Source organism: Streptomyces sp. NPDC034670 (assembly GCF_055574875.1).
In genome coordinates, this window is sequence record NZ_JBVITR010000087.1 from 1 (window position 1) to 14,277 (window position 14,277).

Below are 14,277 nucleotides of genomic sequence, written 5' to 3' on the forward strand. Positions count from 1 at the left end.
CCAAAGACGTCGAACTCGCCGCATGACCCAGCAAGCCGAACCACCCCAAGCCCAGCCCGGACGCCTTGACGAAAGACATAGAGGCACCCCCCCGCACCACCCCCCGACCCGCCGGCCGAGCTGGGCGAGCACGTCCTCGGTGACGGGCCACCCCTGACACGCCGTGCACACACCATTGCTGATCACCTTCCCGAACATGCAGCTCCGGGCCGCCGGACGCCGACTCCAGATGATCTGGGACATCAGGCCTCGGTGCAGCAACGCCGTCTGTGCCCGCCGCAGGACCGTCCTCCCGCGCAGGCCCGCACCCGGCTCGCGCGAGAAGACGTCGCGCAAGCCGACGCTATAGGCCGGGTGACGATAAACGAGGCAGGCCAGAGCTCCGACGGCGATCAGGCCGACCAGGACCAGCAGGATGAGCAGAGCAAGCGGACCAGGCCGCACTGTCCCCAGCCGAACGGGCAAATGCTGCACCTGCTCGGGAACGAGGCGTCACCATGAGGGGGTGATCCCGACGAACGGCAGTGAGCGCACCGCGGCCATCAGCCTGACCAAGGTGCAGGAAAGAGCGCCCGATCTGATCAGCCTGTACAAGGCAGCGGGCGCCAGCGTGCGCCGGCACGGGCTGGAGGACGTGCGGGCCGCGGTGTATCTCGTGCTGGACCGCTCCGGGTCGATGCGGCCTTACTACCGCAACGGCACCCTGCAGCACCTGGCCGAGCAGGTGCTGTCGCTGTCGGCCCACCTCGATGACGACGGGACCGTTCCGGTGGTGTTCTTCTCCACCGACGTGGACGGGACCACCGACCTGGCGCTCGGCGGGCACCGCGGCCGGATCAACAAGCTGCACGAGAACCTCGGCCACATGGGGCGCACCAACTACCACTGGGCCATGGACGCGGTCATCGACCACTACCTGGAATCCGGCAGCCGCTGCCCCGCCCTGGTCGTCTTCCAGACCGACGGCGGTCCCACCAGCAGGTTCGCTGCCGAACGCTACCTGTGCAAGGCCGCCCGCCTTCCTCTGTTCTGGCAGTTCATCGGCTTCGGCGACCCCGACGACAACGAGTTCGCGTTCCTGCGCAAGCTGGACACCCTCGCCGTCCCGGCCCGCCGCATCGTCGACAACGCGGGCTTCTTCCACGCCGGCCGCACCCCGCAGGCCGTCCCGGACCACCACCTCTTCGACCGGCTCCTGCAGGAGTTCCCCGACTGGCTGACCGCCGCCCGCGCCGCCGGCATCGTGCGGTGAAACCTCCAAGGGCGTCCCTCGCGCCGGTGCGTCGGCGACCACCGTGGTCCACCGGTCCGCCCAGCAGAGCAGCGGCCGAGGAAGCATCGACGTCCAAAGGCGGCCCGCACGGTCGATCACATCCCCTACTTCAGCCAGGACACGGCGGAAGCATTCTGGTCGGCCTGGCAGGAGAGGACCGGTACCGGCGCTGGACGACTTTCGGAAGACGGGCGAGGCAACCAGAGAGGGCTCGGGCCGCGTGCGCCGCGATCAAGCCGTCCCCACTGCGCTCGAGGAGCTGAGCCAAGCAGGCAGGAACCGCTACACAATTGGCATGGCGGCAGCGAACGCGGCTGGCAGCGCGCCGTACCGAGGCCCGCGCCCTCTATAACCAGGAACAGGGTCAGGCCGAAGGGACCGCAAAGCCCGCTGGCTGACACCATAGCTCCGCCGTACCAGCCGGGTCCGTTTTCCTGATGTGCCGGGCTGCCCGAAGCAGAGCACACGGGCCCGACGCACCACACACCGCATCTGGTTCGATGTGCTGGCTCACGACCGCATCCAGGCGGCGAAGGCGGCGACAAGGCCGGTATAGAACCGCTCTCCGGGCACTGATCCCGGATTCTTGCTGGCGTCGTAGAAGGACACATTGGTGAAGGTGGCAGAGGCAGAGGCGTTGAGGTTCTTGTAAAAGGCGAGCTTGCCACGGCCAAACCCCACGAACAGCCAGAAGATGCCGAGTGAGGCGGTGTTCTGGAGCATGGAGCGGACCTCTGCTTTGTCCCAGGGTTCGTCGCCGACCTGGGTCACGATGAAGGCGGGGTCTGAGGCGCCGGATTCCTGGTAGTGGCTGACCGCGCGGCGCATCGCGTCGGCGACGTTGCCCCAGCCCCAGTCGACCTGGGTGTGCAGCTGTCCGATACGGCCGCGGTAGTTGTCCAGCCGGATCTCCTCCAGGAACGGCTCTCGCCCGCTGGAAAAGATCACGGGCACGGTGCCGTCGTCGTCGAGGTTGGCCGACAGGGCCAGGACGCGTTCGGCGAAGGCCTGCACGGCGAACGACTCGTACAGCTCCTCCATGTGCCAGTCGTGGTCCAGGATCAGGTAGACCGCAGCTCGCCGTCCCGAGATCCCGCGGTCCACGAGGGCCTGACTGGCCTGTCGCGCGGGGGCGAGGAGACCCGGAGCCTGCCGCTCCAGCTTCGTCAGATCTACTGCAGCGGCGCGTCCCGTAGCCGTGCGTGTCTGCGCGGGAAGCGGTACAGCAGGTGAGGCGGGAGGCTCGGGGTCGACATCAACGCCGTAGTCGGTTGCCAGTCCCGCAAGGCCGGTGGCGTAGCCCTGTCCCACGGCCCGGATCTTCCAGCCGTCCCCGCGCCGGTACAGCTCCGCCAGGACCACGACGGTCTCCCCCGCGCTGAAGTCCGGCGCGGTGAACGACGCCGGCGTCACTCCGCCTTGGGTGATCGACAGCTGAGGTGCCCGGGTGAAGACGGCACCGGGCTGCAGCGGATCGGCGCTCACCACCACGATCACGCGGTGCACGTCGGCCGGCAGACGAGGAAGGTCCGCAGTGACCGCCGCACCCGCAACGGATACACCGTCCTGGGCGGGATGGTTGTAGAAGACCAGGTCGTGGTCACCGCGGACCTTGCCGTCGGCGCCGAGCAGCAGTGCGGACACATCCGCCGACAGTCCCTGGACCGACACCGACAGCACCGTCCGTGCTGTCGACAGCGTCGTGTTCTCACCTTTACGCAGTGACGTCGTCTGCATCCCGCCCCCTGTGATCGCCAGAGAGGAAACGGTAGTCACCTCCGCACGGCGCTGCTGCCACTTCGCCATATCTGGCATGCGCATCCTTCCCAGCGGCAGTCCCCGGGAAATGCCGACGATCGCATCGCGCAGGGCGGGCCTGGGGCGGGATCGTCCTGCTGCGTGGAGCAAGCTGCATCTCTTGGGTCCGTCAGTCGTTTTGCGCACCAAACGCGGCAGCGGCCCGCCGGTAGGGCGGGCCGCTGCCTCAACGAGTCGTTGCGTGCCTCAGCGTGAGGCACTCGTGATGGGTATTCCTATAGAGTGTCTCCTGTTTCCTTCGGGCAGGGCAGAAGAGTTTGACGCATCAACGCCGCCTTCCGTCTGTCATGCGATCAGGGCGCTGCAAGTACTCCTCGATTTCCCTCACCAGTTGCTTCGCGTCTTCACTCAGTTCTGGGTTCACTGCAGCGTTCAACGCTAGTTGAACTGCTGCGAACGTGTGTGACCCGGCAGTTGTCCTGCTGGCTTTCCACACATATAGCGCCGCACTTTTTTCCAGTTCTGAGCTTGGAGATGCAGCTGACGAGTTCTCTTGCTCACACCTTTCAGCATGAAGCATTTCGAGATAGTCACGCGCATCCCGATCACCGCGTTCTGCCGCCCATTTCCACCACTTGAGAGCCTCCGCGTCGCGGTCCAAATACTCCAGGAGCTCCGCGATTCGGCGGGTTTCCCCTGCAGTGATTTTACGTGCGCACTCGCGTGCCAGTAGGAGTACGAGCTCGCTCCTGGCTTCGGTGTGCTCTCGGTCGTCCGGGCAGGGGGCGGGGGCCGGGGGCCAGCCGGCAAGCTGGCCCCCCTCCGCCTGGATCGAGTCCTCGGGTGTCCGCGGACTCCTCGTAAGTGCCTGCTCAGAGCGTTCGAGCAGGGTCCACACGGCGAGGAGCCGGATGGCGTTCTGCTCGTTTTCCTTATCGGAGTTGCTCATGCGGTTTCCTCCTCGCCGGTCTCGTTGATGAACTTCTTCAGGTTCTTGATGGCCATGCGAATGTTGCGCTTCACCGACTCCTCCTTAAGGCGCAGGCGCTTCCCGGCGTCTTCAGGGCTGATGTCCTGGAGAACGCACAGGGTGATGACCTGCCGCTGCCGGTCGGGAAGTTTGGCGACTAGCTCATCGATACCCTCTTTGATCATTTCGTAGGCGGCGTCGGGGATGCCGATCCGGGATTCTTGTTCGGGCAGCTCCTGCAACGGTGCAGGTGTCATTCGCTTGTTACGTCGGAACTGGTCGATCACCGCGTTCTTGACCGCGGTGCGGCCGTAGGCGGCCCGGTTTCCGGGCCGCTCTACGATTTTTTCCCACGACGTGAACATGCGCATATAGGCGACCTGCACAGCATCTTCCGCGCTGTGCAGGTCGCCATCTGCTTCGGCCCGGGCCACGCGGAGGAACGCCGCGCTGGTTTCGAGGACGAACGCCTCGAAGTCCGTGCCCCGGTCGGGCTCGGTCACACAGCCTCCCGGGTGACGATCGCCGGCTGGCCCTGCTCCGAGTGCTTATAGAACAACCAGGCCGGCTGCCCTTCCTCGAAACGGGCCGCGGCCCCGCCCCCCGGCAGCGCCGCTGCCATCGCGATCATCGTCGCGCGCTGCTCGCGCTCCGCGCGTGCCTGGAGGTACGTCTTCAGGCACATCTCCACCGCGCTCTTGGTACGGCGCAGCGCGTAGTACGCCAGGAACATCAGCGGGACCGAAATCCCACCCGCTCCCATCCACTCAAGCCAGGTCACCGGACCGGCCTCCCATCATCGACTCGTTGATGAGGGCACCCACACCCTCACTCCCTACACGCACCGACGGGCCGGAATCCGGACGTCACGAGCCAACTTTTTTTACAGAGGCCTCAGTTGCCTCCTCAAGCCCGCTGTGACCAGCGCAAACACGAGCCGCCCCCTCCCAACTCATACTCGGGTCGGCTGTGTGCGGGCGACTGTGAGGCCGGCAGGGCCTACCCGGGGCGCTGTGGGGTCGCACGTGCGCTCCGGAGCGGTGTGGCAAGTGCGCCAAGGCTCCCCGGTGACCGGCGCGTGTTCGTCACGCGAGGGGAGAACCGGGCTACTCCGCTCCCCCACGTGCTCGCCCCCGGCGCCCCTCCCGCACGGTTCCTGATCCGAGCCGATGAGCTGCGGCGGGTTGAGCGGGAGCAGCGCATCCCGTACACACAGATGCGGCCCTACGGGAAGAGGGCTGGCCGACGGAACACCCCCACGTCGGCGGGAAGGACCCAGCCGAGAGCCGTACGAGCCGGACCTTCGCCGAGCGCGGCGTACTCGTCCCGGGTGGTCGACGGCTACCCGGCGGGCTATGGGGCCGGTTCGTAGGTCACGGTCTGGTCCGGGCAGCCGGCCGCCGTCTCGTGCAGGGCCGCCACCTCGGCCTCGTCGGCCGCAAGACTCCAGCGAAGTTTCGTGGCCACCCACTCCGCGGCGTACCGGCAGTGCACCCCGGCCGCGGGCGGCAGCCACTGGGCGGGGTCCTGGTCGGCCTTGGACCGGTTGGAGCGGGCGGTGACCGCGACCAGGTTGGCGTCGGCGCCCTGGTCGTTGGCATACGCCTCACGACGCTGCGCCGTCCACGCGGACGCGCCGCTGTCCCAGCTCTCCGCGAGGGGCACCATGTGGTCGATGTCCAGGCCGGAGGCGGACGTCACCCACACCTGGTCGTAGTACGAGAACCAGCGCCCGCCCGTCAGACGGCAGCCGGGCCCGACCACGGGGGGTTCGACGGCCTCGGCGAGCAGGACCTCCGCGCGGGTGTTGCACCCGTCGGACGGGTTCTCCCCGGTGTTCCAGTGGCGGAAGGCGTCCCGGTCGTAGCCGTCGCGGGACTCGGACTCCACCGGCAGGCGGGGGACGGCCTCGGTCAGCGGCAGCGTCTCCGCGGCGTGGGCGGGGAGGGTGAGGGGCAGGACGGCGAGGGCGGCGGCGGCCAGGCCGCGCAGCACGGCGGGGAACATGCGCCGTTGATAGCGGCACCTGGCGGGGCGCGGTCGGCCGTTTGCCGAGTGCGCCGCCCGTGTGGGTGCAATGGTCGTACCGGGAACCGGGCGGCACGGCCCTCCCTCCCGCCCAGGCGCCGCACGCTCGAGCGCGTCCGTACGCCCCGGCTGTTCGCCGCGCCGAGGGCCCGAGGCGAAGTAGCCGCGCCTCCTTCCCCGCCGCCCGGCTGCCGGGCGCCTTCCCCTGCCGGCCGGCGCAGGCCACCTCCCCCCGACCCGGCGCACCCTCCGACCGCCTGCCACCCGCGCCGGAAGGACGGCGGCTCTTGCGCGTCGTCGTACAACGGCTCAGGCGGCCGAGCCCTCCCCGCCGGCGCGGGGTGCCCTGCACCCGTGGTCCAGGCTCCGTCAACGCCCCCTCTCCGTGCGGCTTCACAGTTCCTTCACCGGGGCGCTACTGTCAGCGTTTCCGCGATCACTCAACGGGGGCGACATGACCAACCCATACACGTCGGCAGCGGGGCGGCCCGCACCGAAGTGGGCCCGCAAGCGTTTCGTGCTGCCCGCGCTCGGCCTGGCGTTCTTCCTCGGCATCGGAGCCGGCGCCGGCGATCCCAAGCCGCGGGACGATGCCAGGCCCCTCGCGTCCCGGCCGTCCGCCACGGTCACCGCAACCGTGACCGTCACCCCCACTGCCGAGCCCGAACCCGCTTCCACCGTCACCGAGACCGTGGAGGTCGAGGTGGAGGTGACGCAGACCGTCACCGAAAAACCCGACAGCGGCGGCGGATACAGCAGCAGCGACGGCAGCGGTGGTGGTGGGGGCAGTGTCTACTACCGGAACTGCGCCGCCGCACGCGCCGCCGGCGCCACCCCCGTCCGCCGCGGCGAACCCGGCTACGGCTCCCACCTCGACCGCGACGGCGACGGCATCGGCTGCGACTGGGGATAACCCGCCCCAGACCCCGCCACGCCAGGACATGCACCCGGACGGCCCCTGCGCCCGGCACCGGACCGATATCCGGTACCGCGCAAGCCGTCACCGACGGCCGCATCCGCACGCCCACCGGTGCACCGTCACCCGATCAAGGACACGCGACGCCACGAGTCACGCGGCCGGTCCTTCCCTTTTCCAGGCCGCGGGCGGCGGCCCCGCCGGGCGCGGTGACCGCCGCCTCGAGGCACGGATGTGCGGCCGGGCCCGCCCCGGTCTGCGGGCAGCGCCGTCAACAACGGGCACCGGGTGCCGGCTCGTCCGGGTGAACCAGGGTCGGGCGGGGTATCCGGCGCGGCCGGTGCGCCGTCTGCAATACGTGGAGTCGATCAATGAAGCGCACGTATCGCAACCGGGGCTGCTCGTCGTGGACGTCGCCGCCGCAGATGACCAGACGGCCCTGGCCTTCCAGGAGGCGCTCGCGGCCCGGTGGGCGACCGCGACCGCGGAGCGCACCACCCGGGACCCGGGCGAGCCGGGCGTGCGGCTGCGCTGCTACGTGGACCTGCACCAGCAACTCCACACCTGACGACCGACCGGCGCACGCTCCCCGGGGAAGGGAGTGGCGCCCGGGGCCGGGCGGTTCGTGCAGTGGTGCGGTGAGCCGCGGCCGCGGGCGGGTTCGTGCGGGTGGCCGCCCGGGCCGCGTCCGGGGCTTGCCGGGCCGGCGGCTCAGGGCGCGGCCTGGGCGGCGTTTCCTTGGCGGATGCGCTCAAGGAGGTCGTGGTGCAGGGCTTCCAGTCCGGCGGGGGGCAGGGGGACGGGGCTGCCGGTGAGGGTGTACCACTCCTCGGCGCCGGTGTACTGGACGGCGAGGTGGGCCTGTCCGTCAGGGCGCAGGCGGGTGGCGAGGGTGAGGTCGCCGGTGATGACGCCGACCTCGTCGGTCATGGCCCCGCCGGGCCCCGCGGTGACGTGGTCCACCAGCTGCTGGGGGTGGGCTGGGTCGTGTGTGGTCATGGGGTGCAGGTGTCCAGCATCTCGGTGAGCATGTCCCTCTCCGCCTCCGTGATGGTCAGGTCGTAGGCGGCCTTCACCGTGGTCCAGGAGCGGGCGTAGGTGCACCAGTAGGTCTTGGCCGGCGGCTGCCATGCCTCCGGTCCCTGGTCGCCCTTGGAGCGGTTGGAGGCGGCCGAGACGGCCAGCAGCTGCGGACGGGCCAGGTCGTTGGCGAACGCTCTGCGCTTGTCCTGGGTCCAGGAGTCGGCGCCGGAGCGCCAGGCGTTGGCCAGCGGCACGGTGTGGTCGATGTCGAGATCGGAGGCGTCGGTGAAGGTCTGGTCGTCGTAGACGCTGACCCACGTGCCCGACACCGCCCGGCACTCCTCGTCCCGCCGCACGTTCGTCCCGTCCCGCTCCAGGACCCTCTCGCGCGTGTTGCAGGACTCGCCCTGCTCCGCCCAGTGGGGGAACCTGGCACGGCTGTAGCCGGTCATCGAGCCTTGTGCGGCGACCTTCAGCGTGGCCAGTTCCTTGCGCGCCTGTTGCTCGCTGGGCACGCCGGGCAGGGTCGTGGCCGCACCGGTCGCCCGGCCGCCGCCGGCCCCGGCCGAGGCGGGGGGCTTGCCGTCCCCGGCCGGTGGCGGTGATGCCGCCTCCTCGAGGGCCGAGCAGCCGGCCACCGCCAGCACCGCCGCCAGTGCCAAGCCCCGCCCCCACCACACCCGCCGACCCGTCATGACCCGCCCTCAACACTCCGCCTGCTGGAGCCGGTTGCTCCTGCCCGCGCACCCTACCGGCCACCGCGAACCGCCCAGCAGCCCGCGTCCCCGCATCCAGGCGAACGGGGTAGGCCGGCCGTTCCCGGGGGCGGGCCGCCGCCCGGGAGCCCTGCAGCGAGTTGCCGCGGGGACGGGGGGCGCGTCCGGCCCCGGGCCACTGAGTAGTGTGCATCGTGAAGTCACAGGTCACAGGTCACAGGTCACAGGTCACGGGTTCCGGGCGGAGATCGGAGGTCGCCGGCGGTTCGCGCCATCGCCGACGAGGGCCTGACCGCAGTCCCGTGGGCCTGGTGCGCACAATGGGCGCCGTGACATCGACGATGGACTATCAGCAGGTTCTGGAGCGGATTGCCGAGGAGATCGCGCGGACGCCCGGCCGGGGGCGGTCCGCCGACTACATCCCGGCGCTCGCCGCCCGCGACCCGCGCGCCTTCGGCATGGCCGTCGCCGAGCTGGACGGCACCGTCCACGGGGTGGGCGAGTGGCGCGAGCCGTTCTCCACGCAGTCCATCACCAAGGTCTTCACCCTGGCCCTGGACCTGGCCCACGAGAGCGACGAACTGTGGGAGCACGTGGGCCGCGAACCTTCCGGCAACCCGTTCAACTCCCTGACACAGCTCGAGTACGAGAACGGCATCCCGCGCAACCCGTTCATCAACGCCGGCGCCCTGGTCGTCACCGACCGCCTCCACACCCGCACCGGTGACGCGGCGGGCGAGCTCCTGCGGCTGCTGCGTGCCGAGAGCGGGAACCCGGATCTCGATTTCGACCTGGCGGTCGCCGCCTCGGAGGCCGCGCACGGCGACCGCAACGCCGCCCTCGGCCACTTCATGGCCTCCTACGGCAACATCGACAACCCTGTCCCGCTCCTGCTCGACCAGTATTTCCGCCAGTGCTCGGTCACGGCCTCCTGCGCCGACCTTGCGCTGGCGGCCACCCTTCTGGCCCGGCACGGCGTACGCGCCGACGGCACCCGGCTGCTGACCCGCAGCCAGGCCAAGCAGGTCAACGCCGTCATGCTGACCTGCGGAACCTATGATGCCGCCGGCGACTTCGCCTACCGCGTCGGCCTGCCCGGCAAGAGCGGGGTGGGCGGCGGCATCATCGCCGTCGTGCCCGGTCGCTGCGCACTGTGCGTGTGGAGCCCCGGCCTGGACGAACGGGGCAACTCCGTCGCCGGAGTGGCGGCACTGGACCTCTTCACCACGCTCACGGGGCTGTCGGTGTTCTGATCCCGCCGGGCCGGGCGGCTTTGAGGCTCCGGCCTGTCGACGGTCACGTATGAGCGTGCTGGACACCGCCCTGCGTCAGGGCCTGAAGCAGTGGGTGGCGTGCATCGTGCAGTGGCAGGTCACGGGTCTGGTGTGCGCCGCTGCCGGGGTGCTCTCGCCGGTGGTGAGCGTGTGACTTCGGTGAAGACCAACGGTCAGCGGGTGACTTCGCGGTTGGTCAGGACCAGCAGGGCCCGTACCCGCGCAGTCGCCCATTTCGGGTCGGTGCGGACCTTGCCGAGCACGCGCCGGTTCTTCAGGTGGGCGAAGCCGGGCTCGACCGGGGCCCGGACGGCGGCGAGCGCCTTGTTGGACAGTCTCTGCCCCCTGGTCAGGGGCCGGTTGCGCGCGGCCTTGTAGCCGGTGATCACCGCCGGGTCGGCGTCCGGGCCGCTGTCGTCGAGGCCCGGGGCTGACAGACAAAGCCCCGCCGCGACGGGGGAGGCGCGGCGGGCCCCGGCCAGGGTGGCACGGCGCGGCCAGCGGCGTGCGCGGCGGCTCCCTGCGCCTTGTCCGGAAGGACCCGGCGCTGGGCTGTCCCGGCCGCCCCGCCCTGCCTGCCTCACTCTTTCTCCACGTTTCCGCCACCGGGTCCTCACTGGCTCGTTATGATCTCGAACGCTTCATCCGCACCACTGAGGGGGGATTCCTCATGCGCATCCGCCGCACCCTGCCCGCCGCCGCCACCGCCGCGGCCGTCACCGCGCTCGGCCTCGCCGCGGCTTCTCCGGCGCAGGCGGCCGAGTACTCCTCGGCGCTGAAGGTCAAGGGCATCCAGTACGACGCCCCGGGACGGGACTCCAACAAGTGCTCGGGGGGCAACACCCACCACGAGTACCTGACGATCAAGAACTACTCGAAGACCGCGAAGGTCAACCTCAAGGGCTACAAGGTCAAGGACGCCGCCGGCAACACCTTCACCTTCAAAAACAGCCACACCCTCGAGCCCGGCGACCAGGTCAGCCTGCGCGGCGGCCGGGGCACCGACTCCGACGCCAAGAACGTCGCCTACCGCCAGAACTGCAACTTCCTGTGGAACAACGACAAGGACACCATCTACCTCTACAAGCCGGGCGGGGCCCGCGCCGACGTCCACGCCTACACCAAGAAGAACAACGACCGCGACGGCAACGGCTACATCACCTACCACGGCTGACCACCGACCACCCCCGGTGAAGGCCGGCCACGCGGATGCCCGCCCCGCGTGGCCGGCCCCCCGCCTATTCGGACCACCGCGGCGGAACAAAGGGAGCAGGAGGCCGTGGCGGGCGAGGGCGCTGGGGTCGGCGGTGACGGTTGGCAGCAGCTCATCGCCGCGCGGGACGCCTGCACGCGCACGGTCAGCCCGCACCACGACGAGGTCCTGCACCACGTGGCCCACCGCGCCCGGGGGGAAGGAAGCCCCGGCAAGGCCGGCATCGGGGCGCTGCTGTGGAAGCGCCTGCGCGCCGGCACCCGTTGGGCCGGGGCGCTCATGGCCGTGGCGGACGCCGAGGCGCGGCGAGCGACGGCGGCGGCCGTGGCCGCCGTACGCGATCCCTCCCTCAGCCGCAGTGCTGCGGCCCGGGCCGGCCGGGCCGCCCTGGCCGGGCTCCCCGGTCTCACCTCCGGTGACGCGCCGGCCTCCGCCGTGCTGACCGCGGCCGCGCCGGACCGCATGGCCGTCTACGACCGCCGCGCCCATGCCGGCCTGCGCTCTCTCGGTATCCCGCTCGCCCACTCCCGCGGCCGGTACGGCCGCTGGCATTGTCACGTTGGGGAGTTCCCGTAGGGTGATCTTCAGGTTGATCGCTCCGAGAAGGGGTTTGCTCGTGGGTGCCGCGTCGCCGTCGTACCAGGGGCACCGGTACCCGGTCGAGATCATTTCCCACTGCGTGTGGCCGTATCACCGCTTCCCGCTGTCGTTCCGGGAAGTCGAGGAGCCGATGCTCGAGCGCGGAGTGCTCGTCTCCTACGAGACGGTCCGCCGCTGGTGCGGCAAGTTCGGGCAGCAGTATGCCAACGCCCTGCGCCGGCGACGGCCGAGGCCCGGGGACACGTGGCACCTGGACGAGGTCTTCATCAAGATCAACGGCCGGTTGCACTACCTGTGGCGGGCCGTGGACCAGGACGGCAACGTCCTCGACATCCTGGTCCAGCCCCGACGCGACACGCAGGCGGCTGTCCGGTTCTTCCGCCGGCTCCTGAGGAACCTGGAGTACACGCCGCGGGTGGTGGTCACCGACAAACTCCGCTCCTACGGCGCGGCCCACCGCCAGGTCATGCCGAGGGTGGAACACCGCACCTCGAAGTACCTGAACAACCGGGCCGAGAACAGCCACCAGCCGACGAGGCAGCGCGAACGGGCCATGAAAGGCTTCCGCAGCGTCGGCGGAGCCCAGCGGTTCCTGGCCGCGTTCAGCGGCATCTCACCCCACTTCCGACCCCGCCGCCACCTGATGACCGCCCCCGACCACCGCGCCGAGATGACCGTCCGCTTCGCGATCTGGGAGCAGATCACCGGCACCGTCGGCCTGCCCGCCATGGCCTGAACACGGACCAGAACCGCAAGCCTCCACGCCCCGACACGTCGTCAGACGCCCACAAATCCAACAACGTGACAACGCCTTCGACCCCGATGCCCCTCGGAGGAAGGGCCGGGGTCTGGGGCAGAGCCCCAGGTGGCTTGCTGCGCTGGCTGTTGCGCGCCCGGACCGGCGGGGCCGTCGCCAAGCGGGGCGGAGACAGACATCCGATGCGGTTGATCAGTCAAGCCGGGTTGGGGAAGGCCGTCTGTTCGTCGTAGGGGATGCGGTGGGTGAGGCAGTGGTGCAGGCAGCCCAGTAGCCGGTTGAAGAGGTTGCGCTGGGCTGCGACGTGGCGGTCGTCGGCTGCGCGGCGGCGGTCGTAGTGGGCGCGTGCTCCGGGGGATGCGGTGAGGGCGGCGAAGGCCCAGAGGTAGCCGGCCGAGGCCAGGCGCTGGTTCTTGATGTGTCTGGCCAGGACGGTGGTCTTGCGTCCGGAGGACCGGGTGATGGGAGCGGAGCCGGCGTAGGCCTTCAGGGCGCGCGGGCTGGTGAAGCGGGTGTGGTCGTCGCCGAGTTCGGCCAGGACGCGGGCGCCGGTGAGGGCGCCGAGGCCGGGGAAGCTGGTGATGATCTCGGCGTCCTGATGGGCGGCGAAGGCGGTGGTGGTGGCTGCTTCGAGGTCGTCTGCGCTGGTGCAGGCCGCGTCGAACTGCTTGAGCAGGGCGAGGGTCTTGGTGCCCATGGCCTGCTCGATGACGGGTGGCTGGTGCATCTGTGGTTCGCGCAGCAGGGCGTGGAGGCGTTCGACCTCGCCGGTGATCTCCCGCTGACGTCCGGCTTTCTTCAGGATCGCCCGCAGCTGGGGGCGGGTGAGCCGGGCGGCCTGGGTGGGGGTGGGGGCTGCGGCGAGCAGGGTGCGGGTGACGGGGGAGGCGAGGCCTTCGCGGAAGTGGCGGAAGACGGGGAGGAAGCCGGGGAAGTACTCGCGCAGGTGGGAGCGCAGCCGGTTGCCGGTCTGGACGCGGTCCCGGACGGCGTCCTGGTGGGCTCGGGCCAGGACGGTGATGGCCTGGGCGAGGTGGCTGTCCGCGGGCAGGGGCCGGTGTTCGGCGGGGTCGGTGCGCAGGATGTGGGCCAGGACCTTGGCGTCGAGGTGGTCGGACTTCTTGCGGCTGAGTGCGTAGCGGTCGCGGTAGCGGGCGGCGGTGAGCGGGTTGATCACGTAGATGGGTCGGCCGGTGGCGCGTAAGCAGGCGACCAGGAGTCCGTGGGAGGTCTCGATGGCGACCGGGATCGGGGCGTCTTGGCTGTCCCCGTGCTGGGCCAGCAGGTGAAGGAGCTGGCTGAGGCCTTGTGGGGTGTCGTCGATGCGGAGCTTCGCGAGGAGGGTGCCGGCCTGGTCGAGCAGGGCGATGTCGTGGTGGTCGGTGGCCCAGTCGATGCCGCAGAACACGCTGGTCATGGTGGTGTCCCTGGGTGGGTGGCGGTGGTGTGGTGGTCGTCGCCGTGGCGGGGTTGCGCGTCTCCCTAATGGCAGGGCTCGGGGCCCGTCATCCGATTAGCCGTTCGCAATCCCAGCGGTCGCCAGGGGTCTCGGTCAGCTGCGGAACTGGTGCGTTCGCCGAGCGGTGAGAGGTGTTCCCTGGCGGCGGCTTGGACCACGAGAGGTAACGATGCCGCTGTTTGTGTGCGAGCGGGGGTGGGGGGGGGGGGGGGGGGGGGGGGGGGGGGGGGGGGGGGGGGGGACCGCGCAGACACAACACACGCCCGCCCATAGAAGGAGACCGACAGGGG

17 protein-coding genes are annotated in these 14,277 nt (G+C 70.3%); 8 read left to right on the forward strand and 9 right to left on the reverse strand.

Going from position 1 to position 14,277, the window contains the following annotated elements:
• Window positions 1-505 precede the first annotated feature (505 nt).
• Window positions 506-1,252, forward strand: coding sequence for a vWA domain-containing protein (locus ACZ56B_RS31515; RefSeq protein WP_468798085.1), 747 nt, complete (start codon window positions 506-508; stop codon window positions 1,250-1,252).
• Window positions 1,253-1,783: 531 nt separating this feature from the next.
• Here the strand turns inward: ACZ56B_RS31515 and ACZ56B_RS31520 are convergent.
• From ACZ56B_RS31520 to ACZ56B_RS31540, 5 genes are all read right to left on the reverse strand, one after another.
• Window positions 1,784-3,079, reverse strand: a complete 1,296-nt coding sequence (locus ACZ56B_RS31520) for a VWA domain-containing protein (protein ID WP_468798088.1) — start codon at window positions 3,077-3,079, stop codon at window positions 1,784-1,786.
• Window positions 3,080-3,356: 277 nt separating this feature from the next.
• Window positions 3,357-3,980: a hypothetical protein gene (locus ACZ56B_RS31525; RefSeq protein ID WP_468798091.1), complete on the reverse strand. Its 624-nt coding sequence runs from the start codon at window positions 3,978-3,980 to the stop codon at window positions 3,357-3,359.
• Complete coding sequence (locus ACZ56B_RS31530) at window positions 3,977-4,504, reverse strand: RNA polymerase sigma factor (protein ID WP_468798094.1); 528 nt, start codon at window positions 4,502-4,504, stop codon at window positions 3,977-3,979. The genes ACZ56B_RS31525 and ACZ56B_RS31530 overlap by 4 nt, the downstream gene beginning before the upstream one ends.
• On the reverse strand, window positions 4,501-4,782 hold the full coding sequence (locus tag ACZ56B_RS31535; protein WP_468798097.1) for a hypothetical protein: 282 nt from the start codon (window positions 4,780-4,782) through the stop codon (window positions 4,501-4,503). Before ACZ56B_RS31535 ends, ACZ56B_RS31530 begins: the two co-directional genes overlap by 4 nt.
• Before the next feature lie 572 nt (window positions 4,783-5,354).
• The gene (locus ACZ56B_RS31540; RefSeq protein ID WP_468798100.1) at window positions 5,355-6,008 is read right to left on the reverse strand and encodes an HNH endonuclease family protein; all 654 of its coding nucleotides are present in this window, start codon (window positions 6,006-6,008) and stop codon (window positions 5,355-5,357) included.
• Between the two features lie 475 nt (window positions 6,009-6,483).
• Here ACZ56B_RS31540 and ACZ56B_RS31545 point away from each other — a divergent pair, with 475 nt between their 5' ends.
• A complete protein-coding gene (locus ACZ56B_RS31545; RefSeq protein ID WP_468798103.1) occupies window positions 6,484-6,942 on the forward strand; it encodes an excalibur calcium-binding domain-containing protein in 459 nt (152 codons plus the stop codon).
• A gap of 343 nt (window positions 6,943-7,285) precedes the next feature.
• Window positions 7,286-7,513, forward strand: a complete 228-nt coding sequence (locus ACZ56B_RS31550; RefSeq protein ID WP_468798106.1) for a DUF6207 family protein — start codon at window positions 7,286-7,288, stop codon at window positions 7,511-7,513.
• Between the two features lie 143 nt (window positions 7,514-7,656).
• On the opposite strand, the gene ACZ56B_RS31555 is transcribed toward ACZ56B_RS31550, so the two are convergent.
• Together ACZ56B_RS31555 and ACZ56B_RS31560 are read right to left on the reverse strand one after the other, a co-directional pair.
• Entirely contained in the window at window positions 7,657-7,944 is a 288-nt protein-coding gene (locus ACZ56B_RS31555; protein ID WP_468798109.1) for a hypothetical protein, read from the reverse strand.
• Complete coding sequence (locus tag ACZ56B_RS31560; RefSeq protein ID WP_468798112.1) at window positions 7,941-8,663, reverse strand: HNH endonuclease family protein; 723 nt, start codon at window positions 8,661-8,663, stop codon at window positions 7,941-7,943. The genes ACZ56B_RS31555 and ACZ56B_RS31560 overlap by 4 nt, the downstream gene beginning before the upstream one ends.
• Before the next feature lie 341 nt (window positions 8,664-9,004).
• Here ACZ56B_RS31560 and ACZ56B_RS31565 point away from each other — a divergent pair, with 341 nt between their 5' ends.
• Window positions 9,005-9,937: a glutaminase gene (locus tag ACZ56B_RS31565; RefSeq protein ID WP_468798115.1), complete on the forward strand. Its 933-nt coding sequence runs from the start codon at window positions 9,005-9,007 to the stop codon at window positions 9,935-9,937.
• A 49-nt stretch (window positions 9,938-9,986) separates the two neighbouring features.
• The gene (locus tag ACZ56B_RS31570) at window positions 9,987-10,112 is read left to right on the forward strand and encodes a hypothetical protein (protein ID WP_468798118.1); all 126 of its coding nucleotides are present in this window, start codon (window positions 9,987-9,989) and stop codon (window positions 10,110-10,112) included.
• Window positions 10,113-10,131: 19 nt separating this feature from the next.
• Here the strand turns inward: ACZ56B_RS31570 and ACZ56B_RS31575 are convergent, their stop codons facing one another.
• Window positions 10,132-10,347 carry a hypothetical protein gene (locus ACZ56B_RS31575; protein ID WP_468798121.1) on the reverse strand — a complete coding sequence of 72 codons (216 nt, stop codon included), beginning with the start codon at window positions 10,345-10,347 and terminating at the stop codon, window positions 10,132-10,134.
• Between the two features lie 281 nt (window positions 10,348-10,628).
• On the opposite strand from ACZ56B_RS31575, the gene ACZ56B_RS31580 reads away from it, so the two are divergent.
• From ACZ56B_RS31580 to ACZ56B_RS31590, 3 genes are all read left to right on the forward strand, one after another.
• A complete protein-coding gene (locus tag ACZ56B_RS31580; protein WP_468798124.1) occupies window positions 10,629-11,132 on the forward strand; it encodes a lamin tail domain-containing protein in 504 nt (167 codons plus the stop codon).
• 105 nt (window positions 11,133-11,237) lie between these two features.
• Window positions 11,238-11,747, forward strand: a complete 510-nt coding sequence (locus ACZ56B_RS31585) for a hypothetical protein (protein WP_468798127.1) — start codon at window positions 11,238-11,240, stop codon at window positions 11,745-11,747.
• A gap of 40 nt (window positions 11,748-11,787) precedes the next feature.
• Window positions 11,788-12,507, forward strand: a complete 720-nt coding sequence (locus ACZ56B_RS31590) for an IS6 family transposase (RefSeq protein ID WP_468798130.1) — start codon at window positions 11,788-11,790, stop codon at window positions 12,505-12,507.
• 217 nt (window positions 12,508-12,724) lie between these two features.
• Here the strand turns inward: ACZ56B_RS31590 and ACZ56B_RS31595 are convergent, their stop codons facing one another.
• On the reverse strand, window positions 12,725-13,945 hold the full coding sequence (locus ACZ56B_RS31595; protein WP_468798132.1) for an IS110 family RNA-guided transposase: 1,221 nt from the start codon (window positions 13,943-13,945) through the stop codon (window positions 12,725-12,727).
• Window positions 13,946-14,277 lie beyond the last annotated feature (332 nt).

Coding starts and splice junctions, on each gene's coding strand:
- ACZ56B_RS31520 (WP_468798088.1), bottom strand. CDS start 3,079: ATGGCGAAGTGGCAGCAGCGCCGTGCGGAGGTGACTACCGTTTCCTCT.
- ACZ56B_RS31525 (WP_468798091.1), bottom strand. CDS start 3,980: ATGAGCAACTCCGATAAGGAAAACGAGCAGAACGCCATCCGGCTCCTC.
- ACZ56B_RS31540 (WP_468798100.1), bottom strand. CDS start 6,008: ATGTTCCCCGCCGTGCTGCGCGGCCTGGCCGCCGCCGCCCTCGCCGTC.
- ACZ56B_RS31545 (WP_468798103.1), top strand. CDS start 6,484: ATGACCAACCCATACACGTCGGCAGCGGGGCGGCCCGCACCGAAGTGG.
- ACZ56B_RS31555 (WP_468798109.1), bottom strand. CDS start 7,944: ATGACCACACACGACCCAGCCCACCCCCAGCAGCTGGTGGACCACGTC.
- ACZ56B_RS31560 (WP_468798112.1), bottom strand. CDS start 8,663: ATGACGGGTCGGCGGGTGTGGTGGGGGCGGGGCTTGGCACTGGCGGCG.
- ACZ56B_RS31565 (WP_468798115.1), top strand. CDS start 9,005: ATGGGCGCCGTGACATCGACGATGGACTATCAGCAGGTTCTGGAGCGG.
- ACZ56B_RS31570 (WP_468798118.1), top strand. CDS start 9,987: ATGAGCGTGCTGGACACCGCCCTGCGTCAGGGCCTGAAGCAGTGGGTG.
- ACZ56B_RS31580 (WP_468798124.1), top strand. CDS start 10,629: ATGCGCATCCGCCGCACCCTGCCCGCCGCCGCCACCGCCGCGGCCGTC.
- ACZ56B_RS31595 (WP_468798132.1), bottom strand. CDS start 13,945: ATGACCAGCGTGTTCTGCGGCATCGACTGGGCCACCGACCACCACGAC.